Source organism: Streptomyces pimonensis (assembly GCF_041380215.1).
In the GTDB taxonomy this organism is placed as follows: domain Bacteria; phylum Actinomycetota; class Actinomycetes; order Streptomycetales; family Streptomycetaceae; genus Streptomyces; species Streptomyces pimonensis.
In genome coordinates this window covers 239,282-255,749 of the sequence record NZ_JAHWZY010000001.1, presented here as the reverse complement: position 1 = coordinate 255,749, position 16,468 = coordinate 239,282, and the positions used below count along the sequence as shown (strand labels likewise).

The window sequence follows — 16,468 nt, the reverse complement described above, 5'->3', positions numbered from 1 at the left end:
ATCCCTCTCAGGGTTGTAAGTCTTGGGGTCTGAAACGGGGGTCCTGGGGCGGGCGGCCCGGAGTTCACCGGGCCGCCCCACTCCCGTCAGACCTCTTCGACGCTGCTCGGCTCGCGCCGGGACAGGTCGATGCCGAGCTCCTCCGCAGCGCGGAAGACGTCCTCGTCGGTGTCACGCATCTCGATGGACATGCCGTCGCTGGACAGCACCTCCACGTTCAGGCACAGGGACTGCATCTCCTTGATGAGGACCTTGAAGGACTCGGGGATGCCGGGCTCGGGGATGTTCTCGCCCTTGACGATGGCCTCGTAGACCTTCACGCGGCCGGTGACGTCGTCGGACTTGATGGTCAGCAGCTCCTGGAGCGCGTAGGCGGCGCCGTACGCCTCGAGTGCCCACACCTCCATCTCGCCGAACCGCTGGCCACCGAACTGAGCCTTACCACCCAGCGGCTGCTGGGTGATCATGGAGTACGGACCGGTCGAACGCGCGTGCAGCTTGTCGTCGACCAGGTGGTGCAGCTTCAGGATGTACATGTAGCCGACCGAGATCGGCTCCGGGAACGGCTCGCCCGAGCGGCCGTCGTACAGTCGCGCCTTGCCGGACGGGAGCACCATGCGCTCGCCGTCGCGGTTCGGGATGGTGTGCTGGAGCAGACCCGCGAGCTCGTCCTCACGCGCACCGTCGAAGACCGGGGTGGCGACGTTGGTGCCGGGCTCGACCTTGTCGGCGCCGATGGCCTGGAGCCGCTCGGCCCACTCCTCCGCGAGGCCGGAGACGTCCCAGCCGCGGCTGGCGAGCCAGCCGAGGTGGATCTCCAGGACCTGTCCCGGGTTCATTCGGGACGGGACGCCCAGCGGGTTGAGGATGATGTCGACCGGCGTGCCGTCCTCCAGGAACGGCATGTCCTCGATCGGGTTGATCTTGGAGATGACGCCCTTGTTGCCGTGGCGGCCGGCGAGCTTGTCACCGTCGGTGATCTTGCGCTTCTGCGCGACGTAGACGCGCACCAGCTGGTTGACGCCGGGGGGAAGCTCGTCGCCCTCCTCGCGGTCGAAGACGCGCACGCCGATGACCTTGCCGGTCTCGCCGTGCGGCACCTTCAGCGAGGTGTCACGGACCTCACGGGCCTTCTCACCGAAGATCGCGCGGAGCAGGCGCTCCTCGGGGGTCAGCTCGGTCTCACCCTTGGGCGTGACCTTGCCGACGAGGATGTCACCGGCGGTGACCTCGGCGCCGATGCGGATGATGCCGCGCTCGTCGAGGTCGGCGAGGACCTCCTCGGAGACGTTCGGGATGTCCCGGGTGATCTCCTCGGGGCCCAGCTTGGTGTCACGGGCGTCGACCTCGTGCTCCTCGATGTGGATCGAGGAGAGGACGTCGTCCTGCACGAGGCGCTGCGACAGGATGATCGCGTCCTCGTAGTTGTGACCCTCCCACGGCATGAACGCGACCAGCAGGTTCTTGCCGAGCGCCATCTCGCCGTTCTGGGTGGCCGGGCCGTCGGCGAGGACCTGGCCGGTGATGATCCGGTCGCCCTCGTTGACGATGACCTTCTGGTTGACCGAGGTGCCCTGGTTGGAGCGCGAGAACTTGGCCAGGCGGTACGTGATGTACGTGCCGTCGTCGTTGGCGGTGGTGATGTAGTCCGCGGAGACCTCCTGGACCACACCGTCCTTCTCGGCCTTGACCACGTCGCCGGCGTCGACGGCGGAGCGGTACTCCATGCCGGTGCCGACGAGCGGGGACTCGCTCTTGATCAGCGGCACGGCCTGGCGCATCATGTTCGCGCCCATGAGGGCGCGGTTGGCGTCGTCGTGCTCGAGGAACGGGATCATGGCGGTCGCGACCGACACCATCTGGCGCGGCGAGACGTCCATGTAGTCGACGTCGTCACCGGGGACGTAGTCGACCTCGCCGCCACGACGGCGGACCAGGATCCGGTTCTCGACGAACCGCATCTCGTCGTTGAGCGGGGCGTTGGCCTGCGCGATGACGAAGCGGTCCTCCTCGTCGGCGGTCAGGTAGTCGACCTCGTCGGTGACCCGGCCGTCGACGACCTTGCGGTACGGCGTCTCGATGAAGCCGAACGGGTTGATCCGGCCGTACGAGGCGAGCGAACCGATCAGGCCGATGTTCGGGCCTTCCGGCGTCTCGATCGGGCACATGCGGCCGTAGTGCGAGGGGTGCACGTCACGGACCTCGAAGCCGGCCCGCTCACGGGAGAGACCACCCGGGCCGAGGGCGTTCAGACGACGCTTGTGCGTCAGCCCCGACAGCGGGTTGTTCTGGTCCATGAACTGCGACAGCTGGCTGGTGCCGAAGAACTCCTTGATGGAGGCGACGACCGGCCGGATGTTGATCAGGGTCTGCGGCGTGATCGCCTCGACGTCCTGGGTGGTCATGCGCTCGCGCACGACGCGCTCCATACGGGCGAGACCCGTACGGACCTGGTTCTGGATCAGCTCGCCGACGTTGCGGATGCGGCGGTTGCCGAAGTGGTCGATGTCGTCGGTCTCGACCATGATCGAGCGACCGGACTCGCCGACCGTCTCGGTCTCACCGGCGTGCAGCTTCACCAGGTACTTGATGGTGGCGATGATGTCGTCGGTGGTGAGCACGCCGGCGTCCAGCGGCTCGTCCCCGCCGAGCTTCTTGTTCACCTTGTAGCGGCCGACCTTGGCGAGGTCGTAGCGCTTGGGGTTGAAGTAGAGGTTCTCGAGCAGCGTCTGCGCGGCCTCACGCGTGGGGGGCTCGCCCGGACGCAGCTTGCGGTAGATGTCGAGCAGCGCGTCGTCCTGGCCCTGGGTGTGGTCCTTCTCCAGGGTGGCGCGCATGGACTCGTACTCGCCGAACTCCTCGAGGATCTGCTCGGTGGTCCAGCCGAGCGCCTTCAGAAGGACGGTGACGGACTGCTTGCGCTTGCGGTCGATGCGGACACCGACCATGTCGCGCTTGTCGATCTCCATCTCCAGCCAGGCGCCCCGGGACGGGATGATCTTGGCGGAGAAGATGTCCTTGTCGGACGTCTTGTCGATGGAGGAGTCGAAGTAGACACCGGGCGAACGGACCAGCTGCGACACCACGACACGCTCGGTGCCGTTGATGACGAACGTGCCCTTGTTCGTCATGAGCGGGAAGTCGCCCATGAAGACGGTCTGGGACTTGATCTCGCCGGTCTCGTTGTTGGTGAACTCGGCGGTGACGAAGAGCGGGGCCGCGTACGTGAAGTCGCGCTCCTTGCACTCGTCGATGGAGTTCTTCGGCGGCTCGAAGCGGTGGTCGCGGAAGGTCAGCGACATCGACCCGGAGAAGTCCTCGATCGGGGAGATCTCTTCGAAGATCTCCTCCAGACCGGACTTGGTGGGGACGTCGTGCCCGTTCTCGAGAGCCTCCTCGACCCGACTCTGCCAGGCGGTGTTCCCGAGCAGCCAGTCGAAGCTCTCGGTCTGCAGCGCGAGCAGGTTCGGAACCTCGAGAGGCTCCTTGATCTTTGCAAAGGAGATGCGCAGCGGGGCGGTGCTGGCACCGTTGTTCGTATTCGCGGTCGAGGCGTTGCGCGAGGCGGCCAAGAGGGGGTCCTTCCGAGGGCTCGGACTCACTACGCGCGTACCGGTCCCCCACCGGGCAGAGAGACAGACATCCCAGGTCAGAGATGATCTAGTCGTCGGTGCTCAAGCGAGGGCATGCCCCTGGTGACGGGCAGGGGACAGCTAACAGGCAGCGCAAAGGGTCAGTGTAGCCATTTGGCACACTGATGTCCAATGCCGGTTTACGAACCCGGTGGAGGCCCTCGTTCTTCTCAACTCCTGCGACAAGGCGCTGCCCTCAACGCACCGTGATACTGCCCTCTTTGCCGTCGATCCATGCCTCGGATTCGGATCCTTGCGACGACGCGTCCTGAGAATTGCGCGCTGCGTGCGGTTCGTCAAGGCCCCTCTTGCCGGAACCGCCTGTCACCAGGCGCATCCTCGTAGCCCCCGGAGGCACGACGAAGATCACCCTACCCCCCGCCGTCCCGGGTGCAAGGCAGCCGCCACCGGCCCCCTCATACGCCGAGGAGCGACCACCCGGATGGATGATCGCTCCTCGGCGCTTGAGCGTTACACGCCCCTGGGGACGCGCAGGGATCCGGCGGGGACCCCGAAGGTGTTACTTGACCTCGACGGAGGCGCCGGCGCCCTTGAGGGACTCGGCGGCCTTCTCGGCGGCGTCCTTGGCGACCTTCTCGAGGACGGGCTTCGGGGCGCCGTCCACGAGGTCCTTGGCCTCCTTCAGACCCAGGGAGGTCAGCTCACGCACGACCTTGATGACCTGGATCTTCTTGTCACCGGCGGCGGTGAGGACGACGTCGAACTCGTCCTTCTCCTCGGCCTGCTCGACCGGGGCGGCCGGGCCGGCCGGACCGGCGACGGCGACGGCCGCGGCGGCGGTGACGTCGAACTTCTCCTCGAAGGCCTTCACGAACTCGGAGAGCTCGATGAGGGTCATCTCCTCGAACTGGGCGAGCAGGTCTTCCTGGCTGAGCTTCGCCATGATGGCGGTCCTTCCACTAAATCGGCAGGTGCCGGATGTACGGGGTGAGGCGGGCGTACGTCGGGCCCGCGTCGACCCTCACCTCGTGCGGTTCACGCGGCGAGGATCGGAAAGCGAGCCGAATTACTCGGCACCGCCCTGCTCGTCCTGCTTGGCACGGAGCGCGTCCACGGTGCGGACGAGCTTCGAGGGGAGCGCCTGGAAGAGCTGAGCAGTCTGCGTCTGCTTGCCCTTGAAGGCGCCCGCCAGCTTGGCGAGCAGAACCTCGCGGGACTCGAGGTCCGCGAGCTTCTTGATCTCGTCGGCGGACATCGCCTTGCCATCAAGGACACCGCCCTTGATGACGAGATTCGGGTTGTCCTTGGCGAAGTCACGAAGACCCTTCGCCGACTCCACCGGGTCACCGGTGACGAAGGCGACCGCCGTCGGGCCAGCGAAGAGCTGGTCGTCGAGCGTGATCCCGGCCTCGTTGGCCGCAATCTTGGTCAGCGTGTTCTTCACCACGGCGTACTGGGCGTTCTCACCGAGCGAACGACGCAGCGTCTTGAGCTGCGCCACGGTGAGACCGCGGTACTCGGTCAGCACGGCGGCGTTGGAGCTGCGGAACTTGTCCGTCAGCTCGGCAACCGCGGCAGCCTTGTCGGGCCTCGCCATAGAGCCTCGGCCTCCTTCCGGGTGATTCGGACCGCGCGGACCCGAAGGAGGACTGGGGAAAACGAAACGCCCCGGGCGCAGGCGCACGGGGCTCAGCTCAACCGGTCTTTCGCATCCTTGCGGCAGCGAGTTCCGGGAACTCTTCCACTGACACCTGCGCGGGTCGTCCGCAGTTCAGCGGATCCTTCGGCCACCGTGAACTCTGCGAGCACACGGCAACGACCAGCGGTCTTTGGCTTCCGTGGAAGAGTACGCGAACGGATCGGCGTCAAGCAAATCGCCCGATCATGGGCATCGGGACCAGGGGCCCTCAGGAACTGAGGCCGGCCTCGGAGTCCGCCCCGAGGCCCTCCAGCCCCTTCAGCATCTCCATGAGGTCGAGCGTGTCCTTCGCCGGCGGGGCCTCGACCTCGACCGCGGCACCGTAGTCGGAGTAGTCGGCCGTCATGTTCATCGTGCCCTGCGGCGTCTTCACGCCGACGACCATCCGAACCGGGTAGTTGTCCTCGTTGACCCAGAACTCGGTGTCGTAGCCCTTCAGGCCCGTCTCCTCGACGACGGCGATCAGCTCCTCGCGCTCCTCCCGGGAGAGCAGGCCGTCCGTCGACTTGTTGGCGTCGAGCATCTCCTCGACGCTCAGGGTGCCCTTGTAGTGCTGCGTCTGGACGCCGTCGACCTTCTCCGGGCCTATGTGCGTCAGGTTCGGCGACTCCAGCAGCAGGGCGAGCTGCTTCGCCGGGTCCTGGTTCATGTTCTCCAGGCCGCTGGTCATCCGCTTCTGCACCTCGGCGTCGCCGGACGCCTCGGCGATGGCGGCGAAGTCCATTCTCATCCAGCGCTTGCCGTCCGTCTCGGCGACCTGCTTCGCGCCCATGTCCATGTACATGACGTTGTCGAGCATGATCACGCGGACCCGGCTCGGAGCGTCCGGGCCGGCTGCGGTCAGCGCGGAGCCCTTCATGGTGACGTCCATGACGGCCGGGTCCCAGCCCTGCACGCCGGAGAGCTCCACGGTGCCGCCGCCCACCGCGGCCGGCATCGTCATGGTCATCCGGACCTTGGAGGACTTGGCCTCCGAGGTGTTCTCGAAGGCGGCCTGGAGGACCTTCGTCATCTCGTTCTGCGTCTGGCCCCCGGCTCCCGCCGAGTCACCGTCCTGACAGCCCGCGACGCCCACGACGACGGCCGCGGCCGTCAGAGAGACACCCGCGCGCTTCCATGCGGCCATGCCCATGAGTCCCACCCCTGGTTGTTTCGCTGTGCTACGCCTGTGAAGTCAAAGGAACGGTAACCCACGCCACTGACACCGCCGTACGGAAGAAGCCCGTCCCCGCGCCTCGAACGAGGCGCGGGGACGGGCTCTCACAACGTGCACGGGCCGGTCGCCCGGCCCACCCGGCTCAGACGGCGGCCGGGTCCTCCTCGACGAGGAGGTTGCGGGTGCGGTTCGGGTCGAGCGGAATGCCGGGGCCCATCGTGGTGGTGACGGCGGCCTTCTTGATGTAGCGACCCTTGGCGGCGGACGGCTTCAGACGGAGGATCTCCTCCAGCGCCGCGCCGTAGTTCTCCACCAGCTTGGTGTCGTCGAACGACGTCTTGCCGATGATGAAGTGCAGGTTCGAGTGCTTGTCGACGCGGAACTCGATCTTGCCGCCCTTGATGTCGTTGACGGCCTTGGTGACGTCCGGGGTCACGGTGCCGGTCTTCGGGTTCGGCATCAGACCACGGGGACCGAGCACGCGGCCGAGGCGGCCGACCTTGCCCATGAGGTCCGGGGTGGCGACGACGGCGTCGAAGTCCAGACGGCCCTTCGACACCTCGTCGATCAGCTCGTCGGCGCCGACGATGTCGGCGCCCGCGGCACGCGCGGCCTCGGCACGGTCACCGGTCGCGAAGACCAGGACCCGGGCGGTCTTACCGGTGCCGTGCGGGAGGTTCACGGTGCCACGGACCATCTGGTCGGCCTTGCGCGGGTCGACACCCAGGCGGAAGGCGACCTCGACGGTACCGTCGAACTTGGTCGTGGACGTCTCCTTGGCGAGACGGACGGCCTCGAGCGGGGCGTACAGCTTCTCCCGGTCGATCTTGGCGTCCGCAGCGCGGAGAGACTTGCTGCGCTTGCTCACTGAAAGCTCCTGTGAATTGTCGAGGAGTCGTGGTCCGGGCCGAGCAGGCCCTGCCACTACTGCTGGGCTTGCGGGGTGGAGGTCAGCCCTCGACCGTGACGCCCATGGAACGGGCGGTGCCGGCGATGATCTTCTCGGCGGCGTCCAGGTCGTTGGCGTTGAGGTCGGGCATCTTGGTGGTGGCGATCTCACGGACCTGGTCACGCGTGATCTTCGCGACCTTGGTCTTGTGCGGCTCGCCGGAGCCCTTCTCCACGCCCGCGGCCTTGAGGATCATCTTGGCGGCCGGCGGGGTCTTGGTGATGAAGGTGAAGGAGCGGTCCTCGTAGACCGTGATCTCCACCGGGATGACCCAGCCGCGCTGCGACTCGGTCGCGGCGTTGTAGGCCTTGCAGAACTCCATGATGTTCACGCCGTGCTGACCCAGCGCGGGGCCGACCGGCGGAGCCGGGTTCGCGGCACCGGCCTGGATCTGGAGCTTGATGAGCCCCGTGACCTTCTTCTTCTTGGGAGGCATGGCTCTCCGGGTCCTTTCGGTTCGGGTCCTGCCCGCGCCATGGGGACAACCCGGACGCAGGCATACCGCACAACGATAACGGGTATAGATGCGCGGCTGAAAACCGAGCAGGTCAGGCGCGCGTACGACCGCTCGCCTGACCTGCTCGGACGCTGTGTGCCAGAAGGGCTAGTTCTTCTGGATCTGGTCGAAGGAGAGCTCGACCGGCGTCTCGCGGCCGAAGATCTCCACCAGGCCCTTGACCTTCTTGGAGTCGGGGTTGATTTCGTTGATGGTCGCCTGGAGCGTGGCGAACGGACCGTCGGTGACGGTGACCGAGTCGCCGACCTCGAAGTCCAGCACCTGGACCTCGACCTTGCGCTGCGGGGCCGGCTTGCCCTCGGCCTCGGCGGCCTCGCGGGCGGCCTTCTCCTCGGCCTCCGGAGCGAGCATCTTGACGATCTCGTCCAGCGTCAGCGGGTACGGGTCGTAGGCGTTGCCCACGAAGCCGGTGACACCGGGGGTGTTGCGGACGACGCCCCAGGACTCGTTCGTCAGGTCCATACGGACCAGGACGTAGCCCGGGAGCTTGTTCTGCTTGATCGTCTTGCGGTCGCCGTTCTTGATCTGGACGACCTCCTCCTGCGGCACCTCGGCCTGGAAGATGTAGTCCTCGACGTTCAGCGAGACGGCGCGCTGCTCCAGGTTGGTCTTCACCCGGTTCTCGTAGCCCGCGTACGTGTGGATGACGTACCACTCGCCGGGCAGCGTCCGCAGTTCCTCGCGGAGCTTCTCGACCGGGTCGCGGTCGTCCTCCTCGGCGGCGCCCTCGGGCTCGTCCTCCGGCTCCGCCGCCTCGTCGCCCTCGACGAGTGAGGCCGCGTCGTCCCCGGGATCACCCGTCCCGGAAACGGCAGTCCCGACCTCGTCCAGGTCCTCGTTCGCGCCCTCGACGGTGTCGAGTTCGTCGTCGACGGACTCACCGGGCTCGATGGCGTCGTTCAGGTTCTGGTCAGGCACGGTGACTGCTTCTTCTTCCTGGATACAAGGGTTGACCTCGCCCTGCCGCCTGAAAGGCGGAAGGGTTCCAACCCGATGGGGTGAGGTTCACGGACGCTCGACCGCCGACGCGGTGTCATCCCTCTGGCAGGCCCTGCCACGACACCCTTACGGGCGCAAAGAGCCTATCACGGAGCACCATCCCTTCCCGGAATGCGCGAAAAGGGCACCGGGGAACCCGGCACCCCTGCCGGGAGCTCAGCCGAAGACGTACTTGGCGGCGTGGCTGAGGCCGTAGTCGATCAGGGTGACCAGACCGATCATCACGACGACGAAGACGATCACGGCGGTCGTGTACGACGCCAGCTGGTTACGAGTGGGCCAGACGACCTTGCGGAGCTCCGCGATGATCTGACGGTAGAAGAGCGCGAGGCGCCTCAGCGGGCCCTTCTTGGCCCGCTTGCCGCCCTTGCGGGTCTTCTTGGAGTCCGGAGCCTCGTCCTCGGCATCAGGCATGTCGATGGAGCCCACGGCGTCCGTCACTCGTCCTCACCTGATTCCGGGTCGTGGCCGTGCCGCGCCCGGTCAGAGCCCGCACGGCGGTGCATTGCTGTACGTACATGCGCACACATCCTGGCGAAGGTGTGTGTAGCAGGGCCGGAGGGACTTGAACCCCCAACCGCTGGTTTTGGAGACCAGTGCTCTACCAATTGAGCTACGACCCTTTGTGTGTCCCCCAACGTACCGCATCCGACCGGGTGCTTGGCGTGCACCGATTGAGCGCGGGCCGCTGAAGGCCAACGAGGTGAGAGTGTACGTGTTCCCGGGCCGGGCGTCGAACGAAAAGCGCCCGGGAAGCACCACCCCGGCGGAAGATCGTCCTGCCGTGCCGCCGCGGCGACGTCGTTCCGGGCTGGTGTTCAGGGGTTTGCCCGGTGTTGTTCAGTACGTGAAACCCCCGTGCCGCGCGGGTTTCCGGTCTGGAACGATGGGCCCATGAGCGCTGCAACCCCTCCCACCGAGCGCCGGGTCTCCGCCCGAGTCGGCGCGATCTCCGAGTCCGCCACCCTCGCCGTGGACGCCAAGGCCAAGGCCCTCAAGGCCGCCGGGCGTCCGGTGATCGGCTTCGGCGCCGGTGAGCCCGACTTCCCGACGCCGGACTACATCGTCGAGGCCGCGATCGAGGCCTGCAAGAACCCGAAGTACCACCGCTACACGCCGGCCGGCGGTCTGCCGGAGCTGAAGTCCGCGATCGCCGCCAAGACGCTGCGCGACTCCGGCTACGAGGTGGACCCCTCCCAGATCCTGGTCACCAACGGCGGCAAGCAGGCCATCTACGAGGCCTTCGCCGCGATCCTCGACCCGGGCGACGAGGTCATCGTCCCGGCTCCGTACTGGACGACGTACCCGGAGTCGATCCGGCTGGCCGGCGGTGTCCCGGTCGAGGTGGTCGCCGACGAGACGACCGGCTACCGCGTGAGCGTGGAGCAGCTGGAGGCGGCCCGCACCGAGAGGACGAAGGTCGTCCTCTTCGTCTCCCCGTCGAACCCGACCGGCGCGGTCTACAGCGAGGCCGAGACCGAGGCGATCGGCAAGTGGGCCGTCGAGCACGGCCTGTGGGTGCTCACCGACGAGATCTACGAGCACCTGGTCTACGGCGACGCCGTGTCCGTGTCCCTGCCCGCGCTGCTGCCCGAGCTGCGCGACAAGTGCATCGTGGTCAACGGTGTCGCGAAGACGTACGCGATGACGGGCTGGCGGGTCGGCTGGATCATCGGCCCGAAGGACGTGGTGAAGGCCGCGACCAACCTGCAGTCGCACGCCACGTCGAACGTCTCCAATGTCGCCCAGGTGGCCGCGCTCGCCGCCGTCTCCGGCGACCTGGACGCGGTCGCGGCCATGCGCGAGGCCTTCGACCGGCGACGGAAGACCATCGTCCGGATGCTCGACGAGATCGACGGCGTGGTCTGCCCGGAGCCCGAGGGCGCGTTCTACGCCTACCCCTCGGTGAAGGCCCTGATCGGCAAGGAGATCCGGGGCAGGCGCCCGCAGGACTCGGTCGAGCTGGCGGCGCTCATCCTGGAGGAGGCCGAGGTCGCGGTGGTGCCGGGTGAGGCGTTCGGCACGCCGGGCTACCTGCGGCTGTCGTACGCGCTGGGCGACGAGGACCTCGTCGAGGGCGTGAGCCGGATCCAGAAGCTGCTGGCGGAGGCGCGCGACTGACGCCGTCCTTCCGCCACAGGGACGCCCGGGTTCCCTCCCGGGCGTCCCTGTTCTTCCGCGGGCAGGACCACGAAGTTCTTCCGCGCGGGCAGAACCACGAACGGGGAAAGCGCTACCCGGACGGACGGGGCGTGCGGCAGGATCGGTGAATGCTGAGCTCTTCAGGGGGGTACCCCCCGAACCCCCCGCGTGTACGTGATCTCTCCGAACTGCCGAAGGCCCATCTGCACCTGCACTTCACCGGGTCCATGCGGCCCGCCACCCTGCTGGAACTGGCCGACAAGTACGGCGTACGCCTGCCCGACGCGCTGACCAGCGGGGAACCGCCGAAACTGCGGGCCACGGACGAGCGCGGCTGGTTCCGCTTCCAGCGGCTGTACGACGCGGCGCGCTCGTGCCTGCGGGAGCCGGAGGACATCCAGCGGCTGGTGCGGGAGGCGGCGGAGGAAGACCTGCGGGACGGCTCGGGCTGGCTGGAGATCCAGGTGGACCCGACGTCGTACGCGCCCCGGCTGGGCGGGCTGATCCCGGCGCTGGAGATCATCCTGGACGCGGTGGACGCGGCGGTACGGCACACCGGGATCGGGATGCGGGTGCTGGTGGCGGCCAACCGGATGAAGCATCCCCTGGACGCGCGCACGCTGGCCCGGCTGGCGGTGCGGTACGCGGACCGGGGGATCGTCGGGTTCGGCCTCTCCAACGACGAGCGGCGCGGGATGGCCCGCGACTTCGACCGGGCGTTCGCGATCGCGCGGGAGGGCGGGCTGCTGTCCGCGCCGCACGGCGGCGAGCTGGCGGGGCCGGCCTCGGTCCGGGACTGCCTGGACGACCTGGGGGCGGACCGGATCGGGCACGGGGTGCGGGCGGCGGACGACCCGCGGCTGATGCGGCGGCTGGCGGACCGTCAGGTGACGTGCGAGGTGTGCCCGGCGTCGAACGTGGCGCTGGGCGTGTACGACAAACCGGAGGACGTCCCGCTGCGCACCCTGTTCGAGGCGGGGGTCCCGCTGGCGCTGGGCGCGGACGACCCGCTGCTGTTCGGCTCCCGGCTGGCGGCGCAGTACCAGATCGCGCGGGACCACCACGGCTTCACGGACGCGGAGCTGGCGGAGGTGGCCCGGCAGTCGGTACGGGGCTCGGCGGCCCCGGAGGACGTGAAGGCGAGGCTGCTGTCAGGCGTGGACGACTGGCTCGCCGCCCCGGTCGCCTGAAGTGGGCTCCGGGCCGCAGCGGGGTGTGGCGCAGGGGGTGCCGGGGCTGGACGACGCGGTGCTCGTGCGGGCCCGTACGGGGTCGGAACCGGCGCGGCCCGGCTGCATGCGGTCGGCCTCACGGACCCGGGATCGCGGGCCCGTGCACCGGACGACAACGGGAACTCGGCCGCTACAGGCTCACGCCCACCGTGACCGGTTCGTTGACCAGCGTGATGCCGAAGGCCTCGTGCACGCCGGCGACGACCTCGCGGGCGAGTGCCAGCAGGTCCTCGGTGGTCGCCTCGCCCCGGTTGGTGAGGGCGAGGGTGTGCTTGGTGGAGATGCGGGCCGGGCCTTCGCCGTAGCCCTTGGGAAAGCCCGCCCGGTCGATCAGCCAGGCCGCGGAGGTCTTGGTGCGCCCCTCGCCCGCGGGGTACGCGGGGGGCTCGGCGTCGTCGCCGAGCCGGTCCCGTACGCGCGCGCGGAAGGCCGCGAACGCCCCGTCGTCGAGGATCGGGTTGGTGAAGAAGGAGCCGGCCGACCAGGTGTCGTGGTCCTCGGGGTCCAGGACCATGCCTTTCCCCGCACGGAGCTTCAGGACCGTCTCGCGGGCCGTGGCCAGTGGTACCCGCTCGCCCGGTGCGACACCGAGGGCGCGGGCCGTCTCGGCGTACTTGACGGGGCCGGAGAGGCCGTCCGCGTCCTCCAGCGCGAAGCGCACCCGCAGGACGACGTAACGCTCGAGGTCGGCCTTGAAGCGGCTGTGGCGGTAGGAGAAGGCGCACTCCTCGTTGCCGAGCGTGACGGTCTCGCGGGTCCGGCGGTCGTAGGCGACGACCTCGGTGAGGGTGGAGGAGACCTCCTGCCCGTACGCGCCGACGTTCTGGATCGGGGTGGCGCCCGCCGAGCCGGGGATGCCGGCCAGGCACTCGATGCCGGCCAGGCCCGCCTCCACGGTGCGGGCGACGGCGTCGGTCCACACCTCGCCGGCGGCCAGCTCCAGTCGCGTCCCGTCCAGGGCGAAACCCTTGGTCGCGACGGAGAGGGCGGTGCCCTCGAAGCCCTTGTCGCCGATGACCAGGTTGGAGCCGCCACCGATGACCAGCAGCGGCGTACCGCTGTCGTCGGCCTCGCGGACGACGGCGATCACCTCGTCGTCGGTCGTCGCGGTGACCAGCCGGGTCGCGGGGCCGCCCAACCGGAAGGTGGTCAGCGGGGCGAGGGGGGCGTCGTGGAGTTCCTGCACGGGGCCAAGACTACGAGACGGCGCCGGCGGCCACGCTCCCCCGGCCCGTCCGGGTCAGCCCAGCCGGACGACCGCCCGCGACATGCCCAGGACCTTCTGTCCCGCGCTGGTCGCGGTCAGGTCCACGCGGACCGTGTGGTCGTCGAGCTTGGCGGCGACCTTGCCGCTGACCTCGATGACGGCGCCCTGCTCGTCGTTGGGGACGACGACCGGACGGGTGAAACGGACGCCGTACTCGACGACCGCGCCCGGGTCGCCCACCCAGTCGGTCACCACGCGGATCGCCTCGGCCATGGTGAACATGCCGTGCGCGATGACGTCGGGCAGACCGACCTCCTTGGCGAACTTCTCGTTCCAGTGGATGGGGTTGAAGTCACCGGAGGCGCCCGCGTACTGGACGAGGGTGGCGCGGGTCACGGGGAACGTCTGTGCGGACAGCTCGGTACCGACCTCGACGTCGGCGTAGGAGATCTTCGCCGTCATGGTGTTCGTCACGCCTCCTCGGCCGCGCGGGCCACCAGCTTGGTCCATGCGGTGACGACGTGTTCGCCGTCCTGGTCGTGCACCTCGCCGCGGATGTCCAGTATGTCGTTGCCGGCCATCGACTTGATCGTCTCGATGGTCGAGGTGACGGTGAGCCGGTCACCGGCGCGCACCGGACGGACGTAGGCGAACTTCTGGTCGCCGTGCACCACCCGGCTGTAGTCGAGGCCGAGCCGGGGATCTGCGACGACCTGGCCCGCGGCCTTGAAGGTGATCGCGAACACGAAGGTGGGCGGGGCGATCACATCGGGGTGGCCGAGCGCCTTGGCGGCCTCCGCGTCCGTGTACGCCGGGTTGGCGTCCCCCACCGCCTCGGCGAACTCGCGGATCTTCTCCCTGCCCACCTCGTAGGGCTCGGTGGGCGGGTAGGTCCGCCCCACGAAGGACTGGTCGAGCGCCATACGCGCGGCACCTCCTGTGTCGTCTGTGTCTGCCTGCGACCGGTCCTGACCGGGCCGGCCGACGGGAAAACGACACGAGGCCGCCCCCCTTGGCTGGGGGGACGGCCTCGTGTACGAGCCTGTTTTATCGCGTTTCGCGGTGCGCGGTGTGCGCATTGCAACGCGGGCAGTGCTTCTTCATCTCAAGACGGTCCGGGTTGTTACGCCGGTTCTTCTTGGTGATGTAGTTCCGCTCCTTGCACTCCACGCAGGCCAGCGTGATCTTCGGGCGGACGTCGGTGGCAGCCACGTGAGTGCTCCTTGACGAACGGATTGACTGTATTTACGCAAGAAGAGTAGCCGATCGAAGGACCGACCCCGCAATCGGCTACTGTCTGTAGCGGTGACCGGACTTGAACCGGTGACACAGCGATTATGAGCCGCTTGCTCTACCGACTGAGCTACACCGCTTTGATGCGATCGGTCCCCGCCTCGCGGCGGGAACCTCACACACCAGAGCCCCAAAACGGAATCGAACCGTTGACCTTCTCCTTACCATGGAGACGCTCTGCCGACTGAGCTATTGGGGCGAGCGATGAAGACATTACACGGTCCGCCGCCGTTCGCCCAAATCCGTTTCGCCCCCTCCTTCCCGGGGCTGACCACGCCGGTACGACTATTGAGCTCCTCCCTGCGAGGCGCGGACCCCCGGCCTAGGCTCGACTCACTCTGCGTGATCTTGCCTGCGTGACCTCGCCCCCGGTGCGCAGCCCGAGCCTCTGGAACGCGATGCCCGACAGCCGGCCGCAGCCACCGCCCCGCCCGCCCTCGCCCCCGGGCCCGGCCGCGGCCGGCCCGGACCCGCTGCTGCTGTGCGGCGCGCGCCTCACCGACGGCAGGACCGTGGACGTACGGCTGGGCGGCGGCCGCATCGAGGCGGTCGGTACGGCCGGCAGCCTGGCGGCGGACGGCACGCGCGCGTGCGACACACAGGTCGACCTCACCGGCTACCTGCTCCTGCCGGCCCCCGCGGAGCCCCACGTCCACGCGGACACCGCGCTGTCCGCCGACGACGGCGGCCCCGTCTCGTACGCCCCCCGGGACGTCCGGCGCCGCGCGACGGAGGCCGCGCTGCTCCAGCTCGGGCACGGCGCGACGGCGCTGCGGGCGCACGTGCGCGTGGGCGACATGGCCGGGCTCGGCGCGCTGGCCACCGTACTGCGGGCGGAGCGCTCGCTGCGCGGACTGGTCGAACTGACGACGGTGGCGGTGCCCCGGGTACTGACCGGGGTGGCCGGGGCGGACGGGCTCGCGATGCTGCGGGACGCGGTGAGGATGGGCGCGTCCGTGGTGGGCGGCTGCCCCGATCTCGATCCCGATCCCACGGGGTACGTGGCGGCGGTCCTGGAGGTCGCCGCCGAACACGACTGCCCCGTCGACCTGCACACGGACGCCGACGACCCCGCCCGTCTGGCCCGGTTCGCGGCCATGGCGGGCGGGCTGCGGCCGGGGGTCGCCCTCGGCCCGTGCGGCGGCCTCGCCCGGCTGCCCGCCGAGCCGGCCGCCCGGACCGCGGACCGGCTCGCGGCGGCCGGGGTGACGGTGGTGTGCCTGCCGCAGGGCGGCTGCGGCGCCGTGGAGCACCGGGGCACGGCGCCGGTGCGGCTGCTGCGGTCGGCGGGGGTGCGGGTGGCCGCCGGGAGCGGCACCCTGCGGGACGTGTCGAACCCGGTGGGTCGCGGTGACCCGCTGGAGGCGGCGTACCTGTTGGCCTCCCGTCACGGGCTGTCCGCCGAGGACGCCTACACCGCGGTGAGCGGGGCGGCGCGGGCGGCCCTGGGGCTGCCCGAGGTGCGCGTGGAGGCGGGTTTCCCCGCCGAGCTGCTGGCGGTCCGCGGGGACGGGCTCCCGGGGGCGCTGTCGCTGGGGTACAGCCGTGTCGTGGTGCACGGGGGGCGGGTGGTGGCGCGGACGAGCGCGGTACGGGAGTACGGCGGTCCGGCGGCGGAGACGGAACCGGGGCTGCCCAGACAGAGCCGGGGCGACGCATAGGGCCGGGCACCCGGGGCGTT

15 protein-coding genes and 3 tRNA genes are annotated in these 16,468 nt (G+C 69.1%); 3 read left to right on the top strand and 15 right to left on the bottom strand.

Annotated features, from left to right (window positions below; all coding sequences use genetic code 11):
* Positions 1-86: 86 nt before the first annotated feature.
* The 9 genes from rpoB to KYY02_RS01215 form a co-directional block, all read right to left on the bottom strand.
* Positions 87-3,572 carry a DNA-directed RNA polymerase subunit beta gene (rpoB, locus tag KYY02_RS01255; protein WP_371235496.1) on the bottom strand — a complete coding sequence of 1,162 codons (3,486 nt, stop codon included), beginning with the start codon at positions 3,570-3,572 and terminating at the stop codon, positions 87-89.
* A 580-nt stretch (positions 3,573-4,152) separates the two neighbouring features.
* Positions 4,153-4,536, bottom strand: a complete 384-nt coding sequence (gene rplL, locus KYY02_RS01250; protein ID WP_371235495.1) for a 50S ribosomal protein L7/L12 — start codon at positions 4,534-4,536, stop codon at positions 4,153-4,155.
* Between the two features lie 123 nt (positions 4,537-4,659).
* A complete protein-coding gene (rplJ, locus tag KYY02_RS01245; RefSeq protein WP_030823469.1) occupies positions 4,660-5,190 on the bottom strand; it encodes a 50S ribosomal protein L10 in 531 nt (176 codons plus the stop codon).
* A 310-nt stretch (positions 5,191-5,500) separates the two neighbouring features.
* Complete coding sequence (locus tag KYY02_RS01240; RefSeq protein ID WP_371235494.1) at positions 5,501-6,424, bottom strand: SCO4651 family lipoprotein; 924 nt, start codon at positions 6,422-6,424, stop codon at positions 5,501-5,503.
* Positions 6,425-6,590: 166 nt separating this feature from the next.
* Complete coding sequence (rplA, locus tag KYY02_RS01235; protein ID WP_371235493.1) at positions 6,591-7,316, bottom strand: 50S ribosomal protein L1; 726 nt, start codon at positions 7,314-7,316, stop codon at positions 6,591-6,593.
* An 82-nt stretch (positions 7,317-7,398) separates the two neighbouring features.
* Positions 7,399-7,833 (bottom strand): 50S ribosomal protein L11, encoded by a 435-nt coding sequence (gene rplK, locus KYY02_RS01230; protein ID WP_006130605.1) that lies wholly within the window; start codon positions 7,831-7,833, stop codon positions 7,399-7,401.
* Between the two features lie 168 nt (positions 7,834-8,001).
* The gene (gene nusG / locus KYY02_RS01225; protein WP_371235492.1) at positions 8,002-8,832 is read right to left on the bottom strand and encodes a transcription termination/antitermination protein NusG; all 831 of its coding nucleotides are present in this window, start codon (positions 8,830-8,832) and stop codon (positions 8,002-8,004) included.
* 237 nt (positions 8,833-9,069) lie between these two features.
* Positions 9,070-9,354: a preprotein translocase subunit SecE gene (secE, locus tag KYY02_RS01220; RefSeq protein WP_371235491.1), complete on the bottom strand. Its 285-nt coding sequence runs from the start codon at positions 9,352-9,354 to the stop codon at positions 9,070-9,072.
* Positions 9,355-9,463: 109 nt separating this feature from the next.
* A tRNA-Trp gene (locus tag KYY02_RS01215) sits at positions 9,464-9,536 on the bottom strand.
* A 271-nt stretch (positions 9,537-9,807) separates the two neighbouring features.
* On the opposite strand from KYY02_RS01215, the gene KYY02_RS01210 reads away from it, so the two are divergent.
* Both KYY02_RS01210 and KYY02_RS01205 read left to right on the top strand, forming a co-directional pair.
* Positions 9,808-11,034, top strand: a complete 1,227-nt coding sequence (locus KYY02_RS01210; RefSeq protein ID WP_371235490.1) for a pyridoxal phosphate-dependent aminotransferase — start codon at positions 9,808-9,810, stop codon at positions 11,032-11,034.
* A gap of 149 nt (positions 11,035-11,183) precedes the next feature.
* Positions 11,184-12,245: an adenosine deaminase gene (locus tag KYY02_RS01205; RefSeq protein ID WP_371235489.1), complete on the top strand. Its 1,062-nt coding sequence runs from the start codon at positions 11,184-11,186 to the stop codon at positions 12,243-12,245.
* A 172-nt stretch (positions 12,246-12,417) separates the two neighbouring features.
* Here the strand turns inward: KYY02_RS01205 and KYY02_RS01200 are convergent, their stop codons facing one another.
* The 6 genes from KYY02_RS01200 to KYY02_RS01175 form a co-directional block, all read right to left on the bottom strand.
* On the bottom strand, positions 12,418-13,473 hold the full coding sequence (locus tag KYY02_RS01200; RefSeq protein ID WP_371235488.1) for a UDP-N-acetylmuramate dehydrogenase: 1,056 nt from the start codon (positions 13,471-13,473) through the stop codon (positions 12,418-12,420).
* Between the two features lie 54 nt (positions 13,474-13,527).
* Positions 13,528-13,956, bottom strand: a complete 429-nt coding sequence (locus KYY02_RS01195; protein WP_371235707.1) for a MaoC family dehydratase — start codon at positions 13,954-13,956, stop codon at positions 13,528-13,530.
* Positions 13,957-13,964: 8 nt separating this feature from the next.
* Positions 13,965-14,417 carry an FAS1-like dehydratase domain-containing protein gene (locus KYY02_RS01190; protein ID WP_371235487.1) on the bottom strand — a complete coding sequence of 151 codons (453 nt, stop codon included), beginning with the start codon at positions 14,415-14,417 and terminating at the stop codon, positions 13,965-13,967.
* 124 nt (positions 14,418-14,541) lie between these two features.
* Positions 14,542-14,706 (bottom strand): 50S ribosomal protein L33, encoded by a 165-nt coding sequence (gene rpmG, locus KYY02_RS01185; RefSeq protein ID WP_003948671.1) that lies wholly within the window; start codon positions 14,704-14,706, stop codon positions 14,542-14,544.
* An 88-nt stretch (positions 14,707-14,794) separates the two neighbouring features.
* A tRNA-Met gene (locus tag KYY02_RS01180) sits at positions 14,795-14,867 on the bottom strand.
* A gap of 46 nt (positions 14,868-14,913) precedes the next feature.
* Positions 14,914-14,986: transfer RNA gene (locus KYY02_RS01175), tRNA-Thr, on the bottom strand.
* Positions 14,987-15,185: 199 nt separating this feature from the next.
* Between KYY02_RS01175 and KYY02_RS01170 the strand changes: the two genes are divergently transcribed.
* Positions 15,186-16,448 carry an amidohydrolase family protein gene (locus tag KYY02_RS01170; protein WP_371235706.1) on the top strand — a complete coding sequence of 421 codons (1,263 nt, stop codon included), beginning with the start codon at positions 15,186-15,188 and terminating at the stop codon, positions 16,446-16,448.
* Positions 16,449-16,468 lie beyond the last annotated feature (20 nt).